The sequence below is a fragment of the Stutzerimonas azotifigens genome (assembly GCF_013522725.1).
Lineage (GTDB): Bacteria > Pseudomonadota > Gammaproteobacteria > Pseudomonadales > Pseudomonadaceae > Stutzerimonas > Stutzerimonas azotifigens_A.
Map to the genome: position 1 here is coordinate 1 of NZ_JAAMRF010000015.1, position 19,543 is coordinate 19,543.

General features: G+C 62.9%; 17 protein-coding genes and 1 rRNA gene. 14 read left to right on the forward strand and 4 right to left on the reverse strand.

The genetic code is table 11. The annotated features are described in order from the left end of the window. From rrf to G7026_RS21745, 4 genes are all read left to right on the forward strand, one after another. Positions 1 to 78, forward strand: a 5S ribosomal RNA gene (gene rrf / locus G7026_RS22845); the annotation flags it as partial. Between the two features lie 149 nt (positions 79 to 227). Continuing rightward, positions 228 to 887 (forward strand): paraquat-inducible protein A, encoded by a 660-nt coding sequence (locus G7026_RS21735; protein WP_181073150.1) that lies wholly within the window; start codon positions 228 to 230, stop codon positions 885 to 887. Then, positions 874 to 1,494 (forward strand): paraquat-inducible protein A, encoded by a 621-nt coding sequence (locus G7026_RS21740; protein WP_181073151.1) that lies wholly within the window; start codon positions 874 to 876, stop codon positions 1,492 to 1,494. Before G7026_RS21735 ends, G7026_RS21740 begins: the two co-directional genes overlap by 14 nt. Continuing rightward, positions 1,487 to 3,784 (forward strand): PqiB family protein, encoded by a 2,298-nt coding sequence (locus G7026_RS21745; RefSeq protein ID WP_181073152.1) that lies wholly within the window; start codon positions 1,487 to 1,489, stop codon positions 3,782 to 3,784. The genes G7026_RS21740 and G7026_RS21745 overlap by 8 nt, the downstream gene beginning before the upstream one ends. Positions 3,785 to 3,938: 154 nt before the next feature. On the opposite strand, the gene mksF is transcribed toward G7026_RS21745, so the two are convergent. From mksF to mksB, 3 genes are all read right to left on the reverse strand, one after another. Continuing rightward, the gene (gene mksF / locus G7026_RS21750; protein ID WP_181073153.1) at positions 3,939 to 6,773 is read right to left on the reverse strand and encodes an Mks condensin complex protein MksF; all 2,835 of its coding nucleotides are present in this window, start codon (positions 6,771 to 6,773) and stop codon (positions 3,939 to 3,941) included. After that, positions 6,770 to 7,456 carry an Mks condensin complex protein MksE gene (gene mksE / locus G7026_RS21755; RefSeq protein ID WP_181073154.1) on the reverse strand — a complete coding sequence of 229 codons (687 nt, stop codon included), beginning with the start codon at positions 7,454 to 7,456 and terminating at the stop codon, positions 6,770 to 6,772. Before mksE ends, mksF begins: the two co-directional genes overlap by 4 nt. A 108-nt stretch (positions 7,457 to 7,564) precedes the next feature. Further along, positions 7,565 to 8,806, reverse strand: a complete 1,242-nt coding sequence (gene mksB, locus G7026_RS21760) for an Mks condensin complex protein MksB (protein WP_181073155.1) — start codon at positions 8,804 to 8,806, stop codon at positions 7,565 to 7,567. 217 nt (positions 8,807 to 9,023) lie between these two features. Here mksB and G7026_RS21765 point away from each other — a divergent pair, with 217 nt between their 5' ends. The 4 genes from G7026_RS21765 to rimI all read left to right on the forward strand — a co-directional run bounded on the left by G7026_RS21765 (position 9,024) and on the right by rimI (position 12,557). Then, positions 9,024 to 9,641 carry a hypothetical protein gene (locus tag G7026_RS21765; RefSeq protein WP_181073156.1) on the forward strand — a complete coding sequence of 206 codons (618 nt, stop codon included), beginning with the start codon at positions 9,024 to 9,026 and terminating at the stop codon, positions 9,639 to 9,641. A gap of 149 nt (positions 9,642 to 9,790) precedes the next feature. Further along, positions 9,791 to 11,338 carry a 2-isopropylmalate synthase gene (locus G7026_RS21770; protein WP_181073157.1) on the forward strand — a complete coding sequence of 516 codons (1,548 nt, stop codon included), beginning with the start codon at positions 9,791 to 9,793 and terminating at the stop codon, positions 11,336 to 11,338. Then, on the forward strand, positions 11,335 to 12,108 hold the full coding sequence (locus G7026_RS21775) for an energy transducer TonB (RefSeq protein WP_181073158.1): 774 nt from the start codon (positions 11,335 to 11,337) through the stop codon (positions 12,106 to 12,108). Before G7026_RS21770 ends, G7026_RS21775 begins: the two co-directional genes overlap by 4 nt. Beyond that, positions 12,105 to 12,557 (forward strand): ribosomal protein S18-alanine N-acetyltransferase, encoded by a 453-nt coding sequence (rimI, locus tag G7026_RS21780; RefSeq protein WP_181073159.1) that lies wholly within the window; start codon positions 12,105 to 12,107, stop codon positions 12,555 to 12,557. Before G7026_RS21775 ends, rimI begins: the two co-directional genes overlap by 4 nt. Here rimI and G7026_RS21785 read toward each other — a convergent pair whose 3' ends face one another. After that, on the reverse strand, positions 12,558 to 13,097 hold the full coding sequence (locus G7026_RS21785) for a hypothetical protein (RefSeq protein ID WP_181073160.1): 540 nt from the start codon (positions 13,095 to 13,097) through the stop codon (positions 12,558 to 12,560). It abuts the gene before it with no gap. A gap of 154 nt (positions 13,098 to 13,251) precedes the next feature. Here G7026_RS21785 and otsB point away from each other — a divergent pair, with 154 nt between their 5' ends. The 6 genes from otsB (at position 13,252) to G7026_RS21815 (ending at position 19,368) form a co-directional block, all read left to right on the forward strand. Beyond that, positions 13,252 to 14,043, forward strand: coding sequence for a trehalose-phosphatase (gene otsB / locus G7026_RS21790; RefSeq protein ID WP_181073161.1), 792 nt, complete (start codon positions 13,252 to 13,254; stop codon positions 14,041 to 14,043). Further along, positions 14,040 to 15,446, forward strand: a complete 1,407-nt coding sequence (otsA, locus tag G7026_RS21795; protein WP_181073162.1) for an alpha,alpha-trehalose-phosphate synthase (UDP-forming) — start codon at positions 14,040 to 14,042, stop codon at positions 15,444 to 15,446. The genes otsB and otsA overlap by 4 nt, the downstream gene beginning before the upstream one ends. 83 nt (positions 15,447 to 15,529) lie before the next feature. After that, entirely contained in the window at positions 15,530 to 16,174 is a 645-nt protein-coding gene (can, locus tag G7026_RS21800; protein WP_181073163.1) for a carbonate dehydratase, read from the forward strand. A gap of 2 nt (positions 16,175 to 16,176) precedes the next feature. Further along, entirely contained in the window at positions 16,177 to 17,076 is a 900-nt protein-coding gene (locus G7026_RS21805) for a DMT family transporter (protein ID WP_181073164.1), read from the forward strand. A 145-nt stretch (positions 17,077 to 17,221) separates the two neighbouring features. Beyond that, positions 17,222 to 18,139, forward strand: coding sequence for a D-alanyl-D-alanine endopeptidase (pbpG, locus tag G7026_RS21810; protein WP_308811827.1), 918 nt, complete (start codon positions 17,222 to 17,224; stop codon positions 18,137 to 18,139). 371 nt (positions 18,140 to 18,510) lie between these two features. Then, positions 18,511 to 19,368 carry a WecB/TagA/CpsF family glycosyltransferase gene (locus G7026_RS21815; RefSeq protein WP_181073200.1) on the forward strand — a complete coding sequence of 286 codons (858 nt, stop codon included), beginning with the start codon at positions 18,511 to 18,513 and terminating at the stop codon, positions 19,366 to 19,368. Positions 19,369 to 19,543: the final 175 nt, after the last annotated feature.

The following is a 19,543-nucleotide window of genomic DNA, read 5'->3' on the forward strand; positions in this document are numbered from 1 at the left end:
CCCGAACTCAGTAGTGAAACGACGCATCGCCGATGGTAGTGTGGGGTTTCCCCATGTGAGAGTAGGTCATCGTCAAGCTTCTATCCCAAACCCCCAATCCGAGCAATCGGGTTGGGGGTTTGTCTTTATGCGCTGAGTGGAAGGGAGTTCGTAAAAATCCTGCTACCTGCGACGCGCCGAATGCTATGCCTTAGAATGGCGCTTTTGCCCGCGAGGCCGGTTCAGGAATGCCAAAGGATTCAGTCGATAGCGTTTCGTTGATCGATCAGCCATTGGAGCGGCTGGCGGCGTGCCCCGAATGCGATCTGCTGATGCTCAAGGCCGAGCTCAGGGTTGGCGAGCAGGCTGAATGCCCGCGCTGTGGCTACGGTCTGCGCACCGAGCGCGACCGCTTCATCGGTCGCAGCCTGGCCTTGGTGATTACCGCCTTGCTGCTTTATGTTCCGGCCAATTTCCTTCCGATCATGTACCTGAACGTGATGGGACGTACCGCCCACGAGACCTTATGGAGCGGTGTGCTCGGCCTTTATCGGAGCGGCATGGAGGGCATCGCGGTGGTGGTGTTCCTATGCAGCATGGCTGTTCCGCTGATGAAGCTGCTCTGCCAGCTGGCCGTGCTACTGAGTATCGTGTCCGGACGGGGACGCCGTGGTGGGCTGTTTCTCTACCGCGCTTACCACCATCTGCGTGAATGGGGGATGCTCGAAGTCTATCTACTCGGGATTCTGGTCTCGATCATCAAATTGAACGACATGGCCGACCTGAGCTTGGGCGTCGGTCTGGCCTGCTTCGTGGGGTTGCTGTTGGTGCAGATTTTCCTGGAAATCATCATGTCTCCCCATCAGATATGGGAAGCCTTGTCGGTGCGTGACGATGCGCGCCATTGATGCCGGCCTGCTGCTTTGCCATGAATGCCATCAGCTGAACCGGCAAACCGAAACCGACAACCAGAGCTGTCTGCGCTGCGGCGCACGCATTCATCCGCGTCGCCCAAACAGCCTTGGTCGAACGTGGGCGTTGCTGATTACGGCGGCGTTGCTCTATCTACCGGCCAACCTGCTTCCCATCATGACCGTGCGTTCGCTGGGGCAGGGGACCCCTGACACAATCATGTCCGGCGTGATTACCCTCGTTCAGCACGGCATGTTGCCCATTGCGGCCGTCGTGTTCGTGGCGAGCATTGTCGTGCCGACCTTCAAGCTGGTCGGCATCGGCCTGTTGCTCGTTTCAGTGCAGCGTCATCAGCAACTTTCGCCGCGACAGCGGATATTCATGTTTCGCTTCATTGAGTGGATTGGCCGCTGGTCCATGCTCGACATCTTCGTCATCGCGATTCTGGTCGCGGTGGTGAATTTTGGCAGTTTGGCCAGTGTGGAAGCCGGTTTCGGTGCAGTGGCCTTCGCCAGCGTGGTGATCCTGACCATGCTCGCTGCGCTGACGTTCGATCCGCGCCTTATCTGGGACAACACGGAGACTCCAGAGCACCATGACTGACCTTCCAGTCGCCCGAACCCGTCCGGCATCCAATTGGTCAGCCATCTGGATTCTGCCCTTGATCGCCCTTCTGATTGGCGGCTGGCTCGCCTGGCAGGCGTACAGCCAGCGCGGCATTTTGATCGAGGTGATCTTCGACAGTGGAGAAGGCATCGAGGTTGGCAAGACCCAGGTCGTCTACAAGGGCATGTCCATTGGTGCCGTGCGCTCGTTGACGCTCGATAGTAGCGAAGCGAGGGAAGGTGTCATCGCGACCCTCGAAATCGACAAGGATGCCGAGGACTATCTGCGGCAGGACACCCGTTTCTGGCTGGTCAGACCCAGCGTGACGCTCGCCGGCATCACCGGCCTTGAAACCTTGGTCTCGGGCAATTACATCGGTGTCGCACCGGGCGGCGGTGATGAAGCGCGCAGCTTTACCGCACTCTCCGAAGAGCCACCAATGTCTGACGCCCGGCCGGGGCTGCATCTGACCCTCAAGGCCGAACGACTGGGCTCGATCAACCGCGGTAGCCCGGTGTTCTACAAGCAGATCCAGGTTGGCCAGGTGAAGAACTATGTGCTCGCTGACGATCAGCATACGGTGGAGATCAAGGTCTACATCGAGCCGGCCTACGCAGCGCTGGTCCGCAAGCACACGCGCTTTTGGAACGCCAGCGGAATTACGGTCGATGCGAACCTTTCCGGCGTGAAGGTTCACGCCGATTCCCTGGCCAGCATCGTTGCCGGTGGCATCGCCTTCGCTACGCCGGAGTACCGCAAGGACAGCCCGCCCACCGACCCGAGCCTTCCGTTTCGCCTGTATGACGATTTCGATGCGGCCCAGACCGGCATCAAGGTCGCGGTGCGCCTGGCTGATTTCGAAGGGCTGCAGGCCGGGCGTACGCCGGTAATGTACAAGGGCATGCAAGTAGGCACGCTCAAGGTGCTGAGTGTCGACAGCGACCTCACCCAGGCAACCGCGGAGCTGACCATGGACCCGTTGATGGAGGACTCGCTGGTCGAGGGCACCGACTTCTGGACGGTGAAGCCCTCGATCTCGCTGGCCGGGATCAACGGCCTCGAGGCGCTGGTGAAGGGCAACTACATCGAGATTCGGCCGGGCGAGAAGGGCGCTCCACCGCGGCGCGAATTCCAGGCGAGGACAAAGGCGCCACCGCTGGATATACGCGCGCCGGGCCGGCACCTCGTGCTGGCGACCGATCAGCTGGGTTCGCTGGATGTGGGTAGTCCTGTGCTCTACCGCCAGGTTCGGGTCGGGTCGGTGCAGAGCTATCAGTTCTCCCGGGACTTGCAGCAAGTCATCGTCGGGGTGCATATCGAGCCGGCGTACGAGAACCTGGTCAATAACTCGACGCGTTTCTGGAATGCCAGCGGGATCTCCCTGACCGGGGGCTTGTCGGGCATCGAAGTGCGCAGCGAGTCGCTGCAAAGCCTTCTGGCCGGGGGTATCGCCTTTGAGACGCCGGACCCCAAGGCGCCAGTGGGAAAACGTGTGCAACGCTACAGCCTGCACAAGAATCGTGAGGCAGCGATGCAGCTCGGTGAGGAAATTCGTATCCGGGTCGAGCGGGGAGATGGCCTGTCGTCCGGCACATCCATTCGCTACAAGGGCATCGAAGTTGGGCGGGTCGAGACGGTAGAGCTGACCGAAGACCTGAGCGCTGTGATGCTCAATGCCCGGATCACCACCGCAATCGAGCCGACCACGCGCGCCGGCTCGATGTTCTGGGTGGTGCGCCCGGAGCTGGGCCTGATGCGTACCGCCAACCTGGAGACGCTGGTGACCGGGCCCTATCTGGAACTGCAACCGGGCAAGCGGGGCGCTTCGCGCCAGCACGACTTCGTCGCCCTGGACAAGGCTCCGCTGGAACCGGCGCTCGAGGGGCTGCAACTGACGCTCAGTGCCGATCGTCTCGGGTCGATCAAGGCGGGGAATTCGGTTACCTATCGCGAAGTACCGGTGGGGCGAGTGCTGGATTACCAGCTAGGTCCCAATGGTGACCGCGTGCTGATCAGGCTGCTGATCGAGCCGCGCTATGCGCCGTTAGTGCATACCGGCAGCCGCTTTTGGGAAACCAGTGGGTTCGGCGTCGACATCAGTCTGCTCAAGGGCGCCCAGTTCCGCACGGACTCGCTCGAGTCGATGATCGAAGGCGGTATCGCCTTTGCGACGCCCGAAGGCGATCAGATGGGCAACGCTGCACTGCCGGGGCAGACGTTTGTGCTGTTCAAGGGCGTGCGCGACGAGTGGCTGAGCTGGTCGCCGAAAATACCGCTCAAGCCATGAAGCGAAGGAGCGATGGGTTGGCAACCTGCCAGCCCATCGCTCCTTCGTCGTTTGGGCGGTTTAGCGAGCGCCGGACATGGCGTGATATGAGCGCGTCCCACCATCCAGCATGACCTGCCCCAGCAGGCCATGTTCTGCCGCCGAGCTTATCTCTTCAGGCGGTTTGAGTTTCGGCCTCTGACGGTGTTGTCGTCGCGGTCTCCGACTCTCGACGGGCGATATATTTCCAGTCGGCCTCGTCGATGTAGATGCCGTTGGGGCCGCTGCCCGCTTCCAGGTCGATAGCTACCTGGGCCGACACCTGCGGTTTTACCGATGCCAGAATCGGCACGAAACCCAGCTGCTGGCTGGTTTCGATCAATGCCTGCTGGTTTCGCTCATCGATGTCCGCGGCCTCATCCAGGTAATAGGGCAGGCGGATACGCCCGGCCTGGTCGCGGTCCATCAGGTGCAGCAGCAGGTACATGTTGGTCAGCGCCTTGATTGTCATCGTGGTGCCGTTGCTCGCCGCGCCGTCGATGTCGGTGTGAATCACCGGCTGACCGCCCACCTTGGTGATTTCGAACGCCAGCTCGAACAGGTCCTTGAGCCCCAGCTGGTTGTTGTTCGCCGCCACCAGACGGGCCAGGTATTCCTTGGCTTCCTCGTTACGGTTGTCCTGCTCGCTGCTCTGCTGCAGGTCGAACACCGAAAGGGTTTCGCCTTCTTCGTATTGCCCGGCGCTGTGGATGATCTGGTCGATGTGCTTGAGCGCCTCCTTGTTCGGCGCGAGCACGATGCGGAAGCTGGCGAGGTTGGAGACCTGACGCTTGTTGATCTCGCGGTTGAACAGCGCCAGCTGGTGTTCCAGGTTATCGTAGTCGCTGCGAATGTTGCGCAGCGTGCGGGCGATGTCGGTGACGGCGGCGCGGCGCGCCTTGGCCAGGGTCAGGGCTTCGTCCTGACGGTGGGCGTAGGCGTTCACTAACAGTTGCAGACGCCGCTCGGGGTCATCCTCGCTGTCGAACTTGGCGACGCCCTTGAGGCGAACCTGGGCATAGAGCGCCTCGATCTGCCCGTCGACGCGCTGCAGGGCCTGCCAGCTGTCCTGGTAGTCATTGAGCAGCGGCAGAAGATTGTCCAGCGAGTCGTCGACCGGCTCCATGAACGGTGTGCCGAACGGCAGGTTCGCCGGCAGCAGCTGGCGACGACGCAGCGCATCCTCGAGGGTGCGCTGCTTGGCTTCGAGGTCGGCCAGCTGACGGCCGACCAGCTGGAGTTTGGCTGACAGCTGCTGGACGCGCTCGGTGAAGGCCTCGCTGGCGCGCTTGTATTCGTCCTGCGCGGCCTCCGCCTGCGCTAGCTGCTCGAGCTTCTGCGACTCCTCGGCCGCCAGCGTCTGACTGCGGCGATAATCTTCCAAGGCCTTCTGGGCATCCAATACCGTCTGGTAGAGCTGCTCGGCCTGCGCCTTGCTCGCCGCACGGTCGCCGACGACGGCCTGTTGCGCCCGAAGTTGCTTGAGTTCGCGCTCCAGGCGGTCGCGCTGGTCGCGCAAAGCGGCACGGTCGGCCAGCGCCTGCAACGCAGGCGGCTCGATGTGGGACAGGTCGATGGAAAGACCTGGCACCTCGAAACGCTCGCCCTTGAAGCCGTCGAGAATGGCTTCGAGAGACTTTACCCAGCGCTCGTCGTCGTCCAGCGCGATACCGTTAGCGCCGAGCGGCAGGCTGAATAGCTGGCCGTTGAACAGGCGCATGAGACGATCGACGTCCGCCTGGGAAAACTCTTCGCGCAGGCGTGAATAGCTGTTGTTGTCGGCGTGATCGAGCTGCTGGCGGACCGACTTAAGGCGCTGCTCCAGATCGCGCACCCGCTCGCCAAGGTCTTCGCTGGTGAACTGGCGCGACTGTGCCAGGGCGCCGGCGAGTTCGTCGTGGGCGTCCTTGGCTGCGAGCAGGCCGGCTTCGAGCACCTTGACGTCGTCGACCAGGGCGAAGCGGTTCTTCAACACGGCCAGCTCACCTAGCCAGCGCTGGGTGTCGCTGATTTCGCGCTCCAGGCGCATCAGCTCTGCGGTGCCGCCGCGCTGTTCGCTTTGCAGGCCGTCTTGTTCGCGCCGATAGTGCTCTGCCTGGATGACCAGCTCCTCGCGGCGCGCATCGGCGTAGTCCTGCCAGGTGCCAAGCAGCGAGTCGAGCAGCGGGGATAGGCGGTGCAGCTTGCCGCGCAGGACTTCACGCTGGGCGACGCCTGCGGCCAGGGCTTCGATCAGCGGGCCGGCGGTCACCAGGGCCTGGTAGTCGCCTTCCATGCGGCGCACGTCGCGGAAGGCCTCTTCGGTGGCGGCGATGTAATCGACGCTGCCTGAGCGCAGGCTGTGCTCGAAGGCGTCGAGAAACAGCTGTTTGAGCTTGGCCGCGGTGATCTCGCGCATGTGCAGCAGGTTGATGAACAGCGCGCGGAAGGTCTTGAGGCTCTGCTCGCTGGTCGAACGCAACGGGATCAGGGTCAGGTCCAACGGAATCGAGGTATGGCCGCCGACGAGCAAGCGGCGCAGTTCGTCGGGCTTGAGTTCATAGGCGGTGATGCCGGCCTGGCCGAGATTCTTGAACAGCTCGCGCTGACGCAGGCAGGTCCCGTTGTCCTGATAGTGCGTCAGGTCCAGAGAGCCGGCATAGGCGAAGAACTGGTGGCCGAAACCGCCACCGGGGCCGCGCCCTGCGACGCCGATCACATGGGGGCCATGGGGCAGCATGACCTCGACCAGGATGTAGCTGGTGTCGGTGGCGAAGTAGAAGCGTCGTGACTGTTCCAGGCTGTACTTGCCGAAACTCATGTCGGACATGCGCGCCAGGATGGGGAACTGCAATGCGTTGATCGAGGCGCTCTTGCCGAGGTTGTTGGCGCCGTAGACCGACAGGGGTGTTTCCAGCGGAAAGATGCCGAGGCTGTATCCGGCGGTGTTGAGCAGGGCGAAGCGGCGGATGCCATAACGTTCGGCGCTCATGCTTGCAGCTCCTGTTCTTCGGCGATGGCGCGCGCCAAGGCCTGTTCCTCGGATTGCTCGGCGTCTTCATCGAGCAGGATGATGTCTTCTTCGCTACCTTCGTCGATCAGCATCGGAGCGGGCAGCGTTAGATCGCTGCTGTGCAGGCTGGCGGCCAGGTCGCGGTCCTGCTGGACGGACAGGCAGACGTCGAGGAAGCGGTGCATCGGTGGCAGGAAGCGATAGACGCCGTTGCTGTCCTCGGCGAACCCCAGCTGCAGCAAGCGTCGGATGATCTTTTCTTCGAGCTCTTCCTGGGTGCTGACTTCGGCCTGGGTGAACAGGTCGCGATACTTGTCGAGCAGGGCCGGCAGCTCGTCGCGGCCGAGGGTGCCACCGTCGAGCACGGCCAGCGGGTCGCGGCCCTGGTCGGCGATGTGTTCGACCAGGATGAAAGTGAACAGCGCCAAGCGCTGGGCGGTCTTGTTCACCTGGGCGCCCATCTGCTCGGGGACGAAGTAATAGAAGCCGCGCGGATCGCAGACCAGCTCGAAGCCGAGCGCCTTGAACAGCGCGCGGTACTGGTCCTGCAGGTTGGACAGCTGGGCGTAGCACTCCGGCTCGCTGCGCGACAGATGATAGCCCTTGAACAGCTCGCGGAAGATCGGCGCCAGCTGGGTCATTTCCTTGAGGTCGATGTTCATTCAGGTTGCTCGAAGATCGTTGGGCGGATAAGGGCAAGGCCTCGTCCAGCGGAAAGTTCGGTGCGATCAAAGGCGGACAAGCTTCGCGTTGTCCACCCTGCGTAGGGCTCAACCATTCGTGTTGGCCACCAAGGCGAACGAGCTGAGGCTGACGCGATGCTCGCGGGTCAGGTACTCGCGCCGCTCCAGCCGTTCGCGCTGGAAACGGGCGTCACGCGACAGGCGCGAGAACCAGTAGAGCAGCTCATCGGTGCCGCCTTCGGGTTCCTGTTCAAGTAGCCAGTTCATGAGGTCCGGCAAGGGCAGCGCCTGCTCGCAGCGGTCGAGCATCTCGCGAGCGGTTCGCGGCGCCTGCGGCGTACCGCTTCTGCGGCTGGCAGTGGCCTTGGGAAACTGCGCCGGCTTGGGTTCGAAGCGAGCCAGGGCATAGACATACGCCTCGACCTGGGCGGCGCTGCCGAGAAAGGTACTCTGCGGGCGGCTGAACAGCGGCATCGATGCCTGCGGGACCGCATCGATTCCCTTCTTTCGAATCACCGACAAGGCGAGCGCGGCGCCACGGGTCACCGCGTTGTGGCGGCGGGCTTCTTCGCGCAGCGGCAGCAGCAATTCGCGGGCTCGGCGCAGGGTGAGCTGGGCGGTGGTCTGCATCTCCAGGATGCGCGCGTGGGTGCGCAGCAGGAGGTCGTCGTCGACCAGCTGGCCGAGGCGCTGCTGATCACCGAGCAGCTTGAGCAGGACCTGCTCGACACGTCGCACGCCCTGTTCGAAGGCGCCATCGGCAGCGACCAGCTGGATCATCGGCTCGACGTACTCGTCCCAGGTCGCCAGTACTTCGGCGTAACGCTGGCGCAGCGGAATCTGGCGGTCGCTGGTCTTGGCCCGATCGGCGACACCGACCAGCGCTTGTTCGTCGTTGTCGAGCTTCTTCAACACGTCGCGTACGCGCATGTCCAGCAGCCGCAGCTGGCGGGCCAGGTCGTGGGCGTCGCGAATCTCGAAGGCGTCCTGGATGTAGCCGGCCAGGCGCTCGAGGTGGCGCAGGTAGGCTTCTATTTCGAGGCACAGGCCGAGCCGGTGCTCACGGCGCAGGTAGGCCAGGAAATCATGGATCTGGGCGTTGAGCTCGAAGCGGTTCGGACTCTTGGCCACCGGGACCAGAATGTCCAGGCGTATCCATTGGTCGAGCAGGGCGGTGATGTCGGTAGGCGTGCCCTCCGGCAACTGTCCGGCGAGCTGCAGGCGCAGTTCAACCAGACTCAGGGTGCCCTGGTCGAAACGCTCACAGAGCGGCTCGATCAACGTCCAGTGTTCGGCTAGGGCGCGCAGGACGCGCTTGGGTTCGATCATCGAAGGGGCCGGTTTGCAAAAGCGCCGATTGTACTGCAGAAGGGCCGGTGGCTCAGCCTTAGGTGATCGGCTGACGCCAGACGGACTGGATGTGACATTTTCTGTCGCCATCTTCCCGGCGAATCCTGTTCGGCATAAGCCCGCGGCCGTGCCCGCCAGCATAGCAAGGCGTGGCACGTTTTCTGCGTTGTGCCACGAGCGCCACTCTGGAACGCTTATGCCCGTTACGTCCGCCGCCTACGCCGCTGCACGCTGGAAGGAGCTCGAGGATCAGAGCGATCTGGCGTGGAATCTCGATGCCATCACCGACCGCAACGAGGCGATCGCCTTTTTGCGGCGTTTCGAGAGCCGCCTGTGCGTCTATTCCAGTTATGTCGAGAAGCTCTACGGCACCTACAGTTTCGTAGTGCCCGACGAGAATCAGGGCGGCATCACCATCCTGCCGAGCGAACAAGCTTGGCAAGACACCTTCCACGATATTCCTGCCGACGCGGTGGAACCCACCGGTATCCAATTGATGCCTGGCGAGACGGTCGGAGGCGCTGGCCTTTTTCTGAAGATTCCCGGTGAGCATCGCCTCGCCCCGTCCCGCGAGATGCCCTTTCTCGACGGGCTCCGTCTGCTGATCCAGCGCTACCAGGTGCGCGATGAGCAGTTCCTGCCGGTCCTCATCAAGGGCGACCTGCGCGAATACGAGTCGCGGGTGCCGTCACTGCATCTGCATCGGCTGAACCTCAAGCGCTTGCGCCGCTGCTCACAGGCGCAGATGGATACGCTCAGGGCCGCCATTGCCGACCATTTGATCGGGCTGTTCCGCCAGGGCTGCAACGCCTGAAGCCTATTACCGATCGGCACATTCGGCGCTGGCTAGGCTTTCGCCGCCAGCGGGTTTCCGGCGACAATTCGGGTCACTGCTGCACCGGCATCACGGCGACACGCCGCAGCTGATCCTGGCGTATCTGCGTCAGGCGAGAGGAGAGCATCATGGGCCACAACGACCGCGTCATCATTTTCGATACCACCCTGCGCGACGGCGAGCAGAGCCCCGGCGCGTCGATGACCGGTGAAGAGAAGCTGCGCATCGCCAAGGCCCTCGAGCGGCTGAAGGTGGATGTCATCGAGGCGGGCTTCGCGGTTGCGAGTCCCGGTGACTTCGCCGCGGTCAAGACGATCGCCGATGCTATCAAGGACAGCACCGTGTGCAGTCTGTCGCGCGCGGTCGACGCCGATATCGAACGCGCCGCCGAGGCGCTGGCCGGGGCCAATTCCGGGCGCATACACACTTTCATCGCCACCAGCCCCATCCACATGCAGTACAAACTGCGCATGCAGCCCGATGCGGTGGTCGAGCAGGCGGTGCGGGCGGTGAAGAAGGCGCGCAACCTGTGCAGCGACGTCGAGTTCTCCTGCGAAGATGCCGGGCGCTCGGAGATAGACTTCCTTTGCCGTATCATCGAGGCGGCGATCGACGCCGGTGCGCGCACCATCAACATTCCCGATACGGTCGGCTATGCCGTGCCGCACGAGTACGGCGCCCTGATCGGTGAGCTGCTCGCGCGCATCGCCAACGCCGATAAGGCGGTGTTCTCGGTGCATTGTCACAACGACCTCGGGCTTGCCGTCGCCAACTCGCTGGCTGCCGTGGTCGCGGGTGCGCGACAGGTCGAATGCACTCTAAACGGGTTGGGCGAGCGGGCCGGTAACGCCGCGCTGGAAGAGATCGTGATGGCGATCCGTACGCGTCAGGACCTGCTCGGCGTGCACACCGGCATCAAGACTGAGCAGATTCTCAGCGCGTCGCGTCTGGTCTCCGGCATCACCGGCTTTGCGGTGCAGCCGAACAAGGCCATCGTCGGCGCCAACGCCTTCGCCCATGAGTCCGGTATCCATCAGGACGGCGTACTCAAGCACCGCGAAACCTACGAAATCATGTCCGCGCAGTCGGTCGGCTGGCACGCCAACAGGCTGTCACTGGGCAAGTTGTCCGGGCGCAACGCCTTTCGCACCCGCCTCGATGAGTTGGGCATCTCCCTTGCCGGCGACGCGGAGCTCAATGCTGCCTTCGCGCGGTTCAAGGCGCTGGCCGACAAGAAGCATGAGGTCTTCGACGAGGACCTGCAGGCGCTGGTCTCCGATACGCTGGGGAACGATGCGCCCGAGCATTTCAATCTGATCAGCCTTGAGGTGACGAGCAAGACGGGCAGCGTGCCCAGGGTGCAGCTGATGCTGGGCGTGGCCGGTCAGGTGCGCAGGGCCATCGCGCAGGGTTCGGGGCCGGTGGATGCTGCCTTCAAGGCAATAGAGTCGATCGCCGCGTCGTCCGCGACGCTGCAGTTGTATTCGGTCAATGCCATAACCGAGGGCACCGACTCCCAGGGCGAGGTCACGGTACGGCTGGAGAAGGGCGGGCGCATCGTCAATGGCAACGGTGCGGACACCGACATCATCGTCGCCTCGGTCAAGGCCTACTTGAATGCGCTCAATCTCATGCAGGTCAACGCCAAGGCACATCCACAGGCGGCTGCGGTTTGATCGCCGAAGCGCGGCGCCGCGCCTTTCTCGATGCGATGCAGGTGGATAGCTGGCTACCACGGGTGGAGCTGCCATTTGCCGCGCCTTCGCGTCCATATTTGTTGCAGGCCGAGCCTGAGCCCGAGCTGACGTTGTCGACGCCGGAACCTGAGGTCGACCCGCAGCCAGCATCACCGCCTCAGAAAAGGGTCGAGATGCCGCGCCCGCGCGTCTCGCTGCCGGAGCCGAAGCCCGCAGTGGTCGACGACGCGATACCGGTAACCAGCGAGCCTGCGCCGGTTGCCCCGCCGCCGCGCTTTGCGCTGCAACTGCTGCGCGCCGGCAGTTGTCTCTTGCTGGTCGAGTTGCCCACTGGCGAGCCCTTTGCCAGCCGCGACCCGGCCTATCTGCTGCTCAAGGATTTGCTGCGTGCAGCCGGGCTGCCAGACAGCCCCACCCAGGTCGGTGACGGCGAGCCGATCCGCTGGCCGCTGCTGCACGGCGGCAACCTCGACCAGGGCGCCCAGGCCGCACGTGACTACGTTCAGGGCGTGGTCGCGGTGGAGCTCGAAGAGGCCCGCTGTGCCTGCCTTTGGCTGGTCGGCCTGCCTGCGCTGCGTTTCGCTGGCGAAGTCGAGGCGGATGCCTGCAATCGTGAGCTGAATGTCGAGGGCATCGGCGCCGCGTTCGCCATGCCGGGCCTCGAACAGATGATGGAAGAACCCGAGCGCAAGGCGGAGTTGTGGAAGGCGTTGCGCCGCAGCAAGGCCCGTTGGAACGAGCAGACATGAGCGATGCGGTAAGTTTCCGCCGGATGACCGAGGCGGATATCGATGAAGTACTGAAGATCGAGTTCGCGGCGTTCAGCCATCCCTGGACCCGCGGCATATTTACCGACAGCCTCAGCTCCTACGAATGCTGGGTGATGTTCGAGGGGCAACAGCAGGTCGGCCACGGCGTGATCAACGTAATCCTCGACGAAGCGCATCTGCTCAACATCACGGTCAAGCCGCAAAGCCAGGGGCGTGGGCTGGGGCTTCGCCTTCTCGAACACCTGATGTTGCGTGCTCGGGAGTGCGAGGCCCGCGAGTGCTTTCTCGAGGTGCGTGCCAGCAACCTGCCGGCCTACCGGCTCTACGAGCGCTACGGATTCAACGAGATCGGCCGGCGGCGCGGTTATTACCCGGCCGCCGGCGGGCGCGAAGATGCGCTGGTGATGGCCTGCACGCTGCTGGATTGATCAGCGTCCCGGTGCCTTGTCGCGCCCCGAGTCGAGGGGCGCGTCGCCTTCGAGTTCTTCGTCCGAGAGCACGTCCTCGTCGTTGCTGAGTACCGCGTTGCCCTCGCTGACGCCAGTGTCCTCGTCGCCGTCGGCCGGCCCATCCCAGGGCTTGCCGTCCAGAGGGTGACGGCGTCCTTCTTCGGCCTCATCGAGCCCGGTGTCGGCGCCAATGCTGTGCTCGCTGACCACGGAAAGGTCCTGGTCGGTGGGAAGCCCGTGGCCTTTCTCGTTCGGCGAGCGCGAGCCGTCGTCGGGGATCTGGGTTTCAGGCGACAGGTCATCCATCGTCGTCTCGCCGGACGGCACCTCACCGACAGTCATCCCGGCTTCGGCCTCACGCTCGGGCGGAAAGGTGTTCTCGACCTCCTGGGCAGGTACTTCATCACCGATGCGCCCGACCCGGTCGTCCTTGCGCTGGTCGAAGTCAAGCAGCTCCATCGAGCCCATGCGATCTTCGGTATCATCGATTTCGGTAGGCGTGTAGGGTTTGTCGTTCATGGAATCCTCCTGCTGGAAACAGTGGTCTTGCAGGTGTGACCCGAGCAGCCAGCGAAAGATTCAGGCGATGCGACGGCGAGCCGGACAAGTACGTCAGCGTCGCCGGCTGTGCAAAAAAGGCGAACCACCGGAGCCGATCGGCAGTCTGAAAGGCATGACTACTCAACAGGATTCATCCCCGCTGGATCTCCGGCACTGCGCTTTCTTCTTCGATGTCGACGGAACGCTGGCCGAAATTCAGCCCCGTCCGGAACAAGTGTTCATCCCACCTGTGACTCTGCGCTCGATCGAGCAATTGCAGACCCTTGGTGTGCCGGTGGCGGTCGTCTCCGGTCGCCGTATCGAAGAACTCGACCGTCTGCTCTCACCGTTGCGTCTGCCCGCTGCCGGCGTTCACGGCGCAGAACGTCGCGGCATTGATGGCACGCTTCATCATCTGGCCCTGGATGCCCAGGCCTTGCAGCGCATCGAGCAGGAGCTGACTACGGCCTGTGACAGATACCCCGGCCTGCGCCTGGAAAACAAAGGCGTCGCCTTTGCCCTGCACTATCGCCAGGCGCCCGAACTCGAGCCGCAGGTGCGCGAACTGGCCGAGGATTTTGCCCAGCGCTATGCCGACGTGCTGAGCCTGCAGCCGGGGAAGTGCGTGTTCGAACTCAAACCCAAGGGTGCGAGCAAGGGCGAAGTCATCCGCGACATGATGCGCGAAGCGCCGTTCAACGGGCGTGTGCCGGTCTTCGTTGGCGACGATCTCACCGACGAGGCCGGTTTTGCCGTGGTCGATGAGCTGGGGGGCTATACATACAAAGTGGGCACTGGCGAAACGCTAGCCAGGCAGCGGTTCGATTCCGTCGCTGCCGTCAGCCTCTGGTTGAACGAGTTGCTGAGCGCTGCCGAAGCGCCGGGTGCCGTTTCTACGAAAAATAAGAGTGAAGGACAGTCATGAGCCGTTTAGTCGTGGTTTCCAATCGAGTCGCGCCCATTCGCGAAGGCAAGCCGGCGGCTGGCGGTCTGGCCGTAGGCGTATACGAAGCCTTGCGCCAATCTGGCGGGATCTGGTTCGGCTGGAGCGGTGAGGTCTCTGCCAACCCGCAGACCCATAGCGAGGTGGTAGGCAACATCAATTACGTCACTCTCGGTCTCAACAAGCGCGATTACGATCAGTACTACCGGGGGTTTTCCAACGCGACGCTCTGGCCGATCTTCCATTACCGCATCGATCTGGCCCGATACAGTCGTGAAGAGTACGACGGCTATCGCCGCGTCAACGTGATGCTGGCCGAAAAGCTCAAGCCGCTGCTCAAGCCTGACGACATCATCTGGATCCACGACTATCATCTGATCCCGTTCGCGGAGGCCTGCCGGATGCTCGGCATTCGCAACCGCATCGGCTTCTTCCTGCATATCCCGTTTCCAGCGCCGGAAATTCTCACCGCCATCCCGCCGCACAACGAACTGCTCAAGACGTTGTGCTACTACGACCTGATCGGCTTCCAGACTGAAACCGACCGGCTGGCGTTTCAGGACTACATCGTGCGCGAGGTTCGTGGCCTGGTCGAATCCGACGGCAGCCTGACCGCCTACGGGCAGAACTTTCGCGCCGGCGTCTACCCGATCGGCGTGGTGCCCGACGAGATCGCCAAGGTAGCCGAATCCTATAAAGGTCGCCGACATCCGGTGGGCCGCAATACCGAAGGCGGTCCACGCAAGACCATCATCAGTGTCGACCGGCTGGATTATTCCAAGGGGCTGCTCGAGCGCTTTCTGGCTTACGAGGAGTTTCTCGATCGTTTCCCCGAGCACCGGCGTAACGTCGAGTTCATCCAGATCGCACCGACGTCGCGTTCGGACGTCAAAACCTATCAGCGCATCCGCGAGCAGCTGGAAAGCGAGGCCGGGCACCTGAACGGCCGCCTTTCGGACCTCGACTGGACGCCCTTGCATTATCTCAACAAGAGCCATGATCGGCGGGTGCTGATGGGCTTGTTCCGAGCGGCCAACATCGGATTCGTCACGCCGTTGCGAGATGGGATGAACCTGGTCGCCAAGGAATACGTCGCCGCGCAGAACCCTGCCGACCCCGGCGTGCTGGTGCTGTCGCGCTTTGCCGGCGCCGCGCGCGAGCTGACCTCGGCGCTGATCATCAACCCCTACGACCGCATCGGCATGGCCGAAGCGCTGGACCGCGCACTTCGCATGCCGCTCGAGGAACGCAAGGACCGCTACGAGCACATGATGCGGGCGATCCGTGCCGCCGATCTGGACGCCTGGCGCGATAACTTCCTGCGTGATCTGCGCTCGTTCGTATCGCGCCCCAAGGACCTCAGCGCGCAGGCATACGCGTCATAAGGGGGTGTGACCCCGTTCTCGACAGGCTTGTCAAAGGCGGGATCGATTCGTAAGGTGCGTGTCGGCTGTCAGAGGGGCAAATGATGAGCGATCTGGATTCGCTGTTCGAGAACAACAAGCGCTGGGCTGAAGCGATCAAGGAAGAAGATCCCGGATTCTTCGCCAAGCTGGCCAAGCAGCAGACACCCGAATACCTGTGGATTGGCTGCTCCGATGCGCGGGTGCCGGCCAACGAGATCGTCGGGCTGCTCCCGGGCGATCTGTTCGTGCACCGCAACGTCGCCAACGTCGTGCTGCATACCGACCTGAATTGCTTGTCGGTCATCCAGTTCGCCGTCGACGTGCTCAAGGTCAAGCACATCCTGGTAACCGGCCACTACGGCTGCGGTGGCGTTCGTGCCTCGATGCGCGACGGCCAGCTGGGCCTCATCGACGGTTGGCTGCGTACCATCCGCGACCTGTATTACGAGCACCGTGAGCATATCTCCAGCCTGCCGACCGAGGAGGAGCAGGTGGACCGGATGTGCGAACTCAACGTGATCCAGCAGGTAGCCAACGTCAGCCACACCAGCATCGTCCAGAATGCCTGGCATCGCGGGCAGTCCTTGCAGGTGCATGGCTGCATCTACGGGATCAAGGACGGCCTCTGGAAGAACCTCAACGTCACCGTCAGCGGTCCCGAGCAACTGCCGCCGCAATATCGCCTGCGCCCACTCGGCCAAGCCTGACCGTGCCGTCGCGCCTGGTTCTCGCCTACTGCGGCTTGCTCGTCGCGTGTCTATGCTGGGGTGGCAATGCCCTGGTCGCTCGGGCGTTCTACCAGGACATTCCGCCGCTGAGCCTGTCGTTCTGGCGCTGGGTCACGGCGCTGGTGCTCCTGCTGCCTTTCGTCGTGCAACCTATGTGGCAGCACCGCATTGCGCTCAGCCGTGCCGGCTGGCGCCTCTCGGTACTCGCCGCACTCGGTATCAGCAGCTACAACTCGTTGCTCTATACCGCTGCCCAGAGCACGGCGGCCATCAACCTCACCCTGGTCAATACCTGCCTGCCGCTGGCGACCTTCATCGGCGGCGGCCTGCTGTTCGGCGAGTGGCCCGAGCGGCGCAGCTGGATCGGGCTTGGCGTGGCGGCAGCCGGGCTGGTCGCCCTGATCAGCCGCGGCAGCTTGGCCAACCTTGCCGGCCTGGCGTTCAACCCGGGCGATCTGGTGATGTTGCTGGCAGTGGTGGTCTGGGCGCTTTATACGCTGCTGATCCGCCGCTGGACGCCGGCGCTCGGCCTGCCGCCGCTGGTGCTGCTGGGCACGCTGGTGTTGCTCGGCGTGCCGATGATCCTGCCGTTCTACCTGTGGGAGCTGTCGCGCGTGGGCGGCTTTGCGGTAACGGCCAGCAACCTCGGGGCGGTTGCCTATACGGCGGTATGCGCTTCATTGGTGGCATATCTGGCCTGGAACCATGGCGTGCGGGTGGTCGGCGCCGCGAAGGCGGCGATTACCAGCTATTCGATGCCGCTGTTCACGGCACTGCTCGGCTGGCTGGTGCTCGGCGAAACGCTGCAGTTCTTCCATTGGGTGGGCGGGGCGATGATCTTCGCCGGTCTTCTGCTGGCAACGCGCCCGGCTTTTCGTTGACCCGTTGGGCCCTCTGATGAGCGCGGTTCTGGCAAGGCGGGGCATCACATTCGTGTGATTACAGACGCGATAGTTGCCGATGGCGTCCCGAAGCGTACACTGCGCCAGCAAAGCGCTACGCTGTCCGCCACGCCCAGGAGCTGTCGTGAAACTCCGTCATTCAATTCTCTGCCTGCTGTTTTCTTCCCTTGCACTCGGCGCGGCCAGCGCAGCTGCAACGACCAGCCGAACGTCCACCGCTGTCCAGGAACTGGCCGCCGGCAGCGCCATGCTGGTGGATCTGGAAACCGGCAAGGAGCTCTATTCGAGTAATCCCGATGCGGTCGCGCCGATCGCATCGGTGACCAAACTGATGACCGCCATGGTGACCCTCGACGCCAACCTGCCGCTGGACGAACGTCTGCCGATCGTGATCAGCGATGTCGCCGAAATGCGCGGCGTCTATTCGCGGGTGCGCCTGGGCAGCGTCATCAGTCGCCGTGACATGCTGTCGCTTGCACTGATGTCCTCGGAGAACCGCGCGGCGGCCAGTCTCGCCCACCATTATCCCGGCGGGGTGCCCGGCTTCATCAAGGCGATGAACGCCAAGGCGCATGCGCTCGGCATGAGTCATAGCCACTTCGTTGAGCCGACCGGCTTATCCGCGGGCAATGTCTCGACTGCGCGCGATCTGGTGCGTCTGCTTCAGGCGGCCGGCAAGTACCCTCTGATCAGCCAGCTTAGCGCCACGCCCGAGCGGACCGTCGCCTTCACCAAGCCGAACTACACGCTGGGCTTCCGCAACACCAACAGCCTGGTGCGCAAGCCGGACTGGAAGATCGAGGTGACCAAAACAGGATTCACCAATGATGCTGGCCACTGCCTGGTCATGCGCACGGTGATGAACCGCCGTCCGGTCGCCTTCGTGGTGCTCGACGCCTTTGGCAAATACACCCACATCGCCGATGCCAGCCGCCTGCGCACCTGGTTGGAAACCGGGCGGATCACTCCGGTTCCGGCTGCCGCGCTGGCCTACAAGCAGCAACGCAGCCCCGCAGTGCGTCAATTGCACGCCGTGCAGTGATGCGCGTCCTGGAGGCTGCCAGCAAGGTTAGTCTCCAGCCGCTTCGTAACATCATGAATATATTTCGCTTTCCCTTTCCTTGAATCATCCTCGCGTCATGTCTTGCTGACATCACGATCGCTTCTAGGCGCGCGTCGCTCGCCGACGAACGGTCTATTGCAGTCCCAAGAAAAAAGACCTCTTCACATTTTTCGCCCGGCGGGTTGTGTCATTCCAGCTGCATTGAAAGAATGCCTCTACGTGTTCGAGGCGGTCTAGATCAGCTATTACAGCCCTGAAGACCTTTTCCGGTGTGTGCCTCTGAACCGTTGTTCGATGTGGTTGGCCGTGTTCGGGCCGACCGGTCTCGCATTTCAAACGGGGGCGATATGCTGTCACAAGAGACTGCCTGGGCATTTGGCGTGGATTTCTACACCGGTAGCAAAGCGTCTCTGCTGAGCGATATCGCCAAGGCGGTTCATAAGCCTTATTCATACGTGGTCACCCCCAACGTCGATCATCTGGTGTTGCTGCAACGCAGCGGGGAGCTGCGCAAAGCCTATGCAGGGGCCAGGCTGCGCATCTGCGATAGCCGCATCCTCGAATGGCTGATGCGTCGCCTGGGCATCGCTATCAAGCAGACCATTCCGGGCAGCGACCTGACCCTGGACCTGCTTCGCTGGGCCGACAAGCAACGGCTGCGGCTGGTGCTCATCGGTGCCACGGATGAGGAGTGCGAGCGGCTGCGCATCCTTTATCCATCGATCTGCCTGTTCCACCACAACCCGCCGATGGGGTTCATCGACCGCCCTGAAGACGTCGAGCGCTGCCTGAAGTTCGTCCGTGAAACCCCATCCGAACTGGTGTTTTATGCAGTCGGTGCGCCGCGACAGGAAATCCTGGCCAGCCTGGTTCGCCGGGACGAGCGCACTGGAATGGGGTTCTGCATCGGTGCTTCGATCTCTTTTGCCACTGGAACCCTAAAGCGTGCACCTCTCTGGATACAGCGGATGCGTCTGGAGTGGCTGCACCGAATGCTTAGCGACCCTCGTCGCCTGGTGAAGCGCTATCTGGACGACGCGTTGTTTCTGCCGTCGGCCTACCTGCGCGAACGGCGGTGGCGAAAGACGCGTATGAAACGCGTCGCGCCGGAGTGTAGGGTCAGTCGTCCACCGCTGGCGCACCGACCGCATGTGGGTGAGGGCCGTTGCGACAAGAGGCGGCCTAACGGTACCGGGCCTGAGCGATAGGCGACCAGCGATGCTGGTTAAATGCCATGGGCTCCTTACATGTTCTTTACATGTCCTTCACGGTAACTTGACGCCTTGCGGCGTAAAGTCGGTACCAGGCTGAAGGAGCAGCCCAAGCTCCCTTGATGTGTTTTAAGCCCGCCCTGAGCGGGCTTTTTCTTGCCTGGTGAACGGC

Bases quoted from the DNA above. Each gene is read 5' to 3' on its own strand.
- G7026_RS21785 (WP_181073160.1), bottom strand. From the start codon at position 13,097: ATGAACGACAAACCCTACACGCCTACCGAAATCGATGATACCGAAGAT.
- otsB (WP_181073161.1), top strand. From the start codon at position 13,252: ATGACTACTCAACAGGATTCATCCCCGCTGGATCTCCGGCACTGCGCT.
- can (WP_181073163.1), top strand. From the start codon at position 15,530: ATGAGCGATCTGGATTCGCTGTTCGAGAACAACAAGCGCTGGGCTGAA.
- G7026_RS21765 (WP_181073156.1), top strand. From the start codon at position 9,024: ATGCCCGTTACGTCCGCCGCCTACGCCGCTGCACGCTGGAAGGAGCTC.
- G7026_RS21735 (WP_181073150.1), top strand. From the start codon at position 228: ATGCCAAAGGATTCAGTCGATAGCGTTTCGTTGATCGATCAGCCATTG.
- otsA (WP_181073162.1), top strand. From the start codon at position 14,040: ATGAGCCGTTTAGTCGTGGTTTCCAATCGAGTCGCGCCCATTCGCGAA.
- rimI (WP_181073159.1), top strand. From the start codon at position 12,105: ATGAGCGATGCGGTAAGTTTCCGCCGGATGACCGAGGCGGATATCGAT.
- mksF (WP_181073153.1), bottom strand. From the start codon at position 6,773: ATGAGCGCCGAACGTTATGGCATCCGCCGCTTCGCCCTGCTCAACACC.
- G7026_RS21745 (WP_181073152.1), top strand. From the start codon at position 1,487: ATGACTGACCTTCCAGTCGCCCGAACCCGTCCGGCATCCAATTGGTCA.
- G7026_RS21770 (WP_181073157.1), top strand. From the start codon at position 9,791: ATGGGCCACAACGACCGCGTCATCATTTTCGATACCACCCTGCGCGAC.
- mksE (WP_181073154.1), bottom strand. From the start codon at position 7,456: ATGAACATCGACCTCAAGGAAATGACCCAGCTGGCGCCGATCTTCCGC.
- mksB (WP_181073155.1), bottom strand. From the start codon at position 8,806: ATGATCGAACCCAAGCGCGTCCTGCGCGCCCTAGCCGAACACTGGACG.
- G7026_RS21740 (WP_181073151.1), top strand. From the start codon at position 874: ATGCGCGCCATTGATGCCGGCCTGCTGCTTTGCCATGAATGCCATCAG.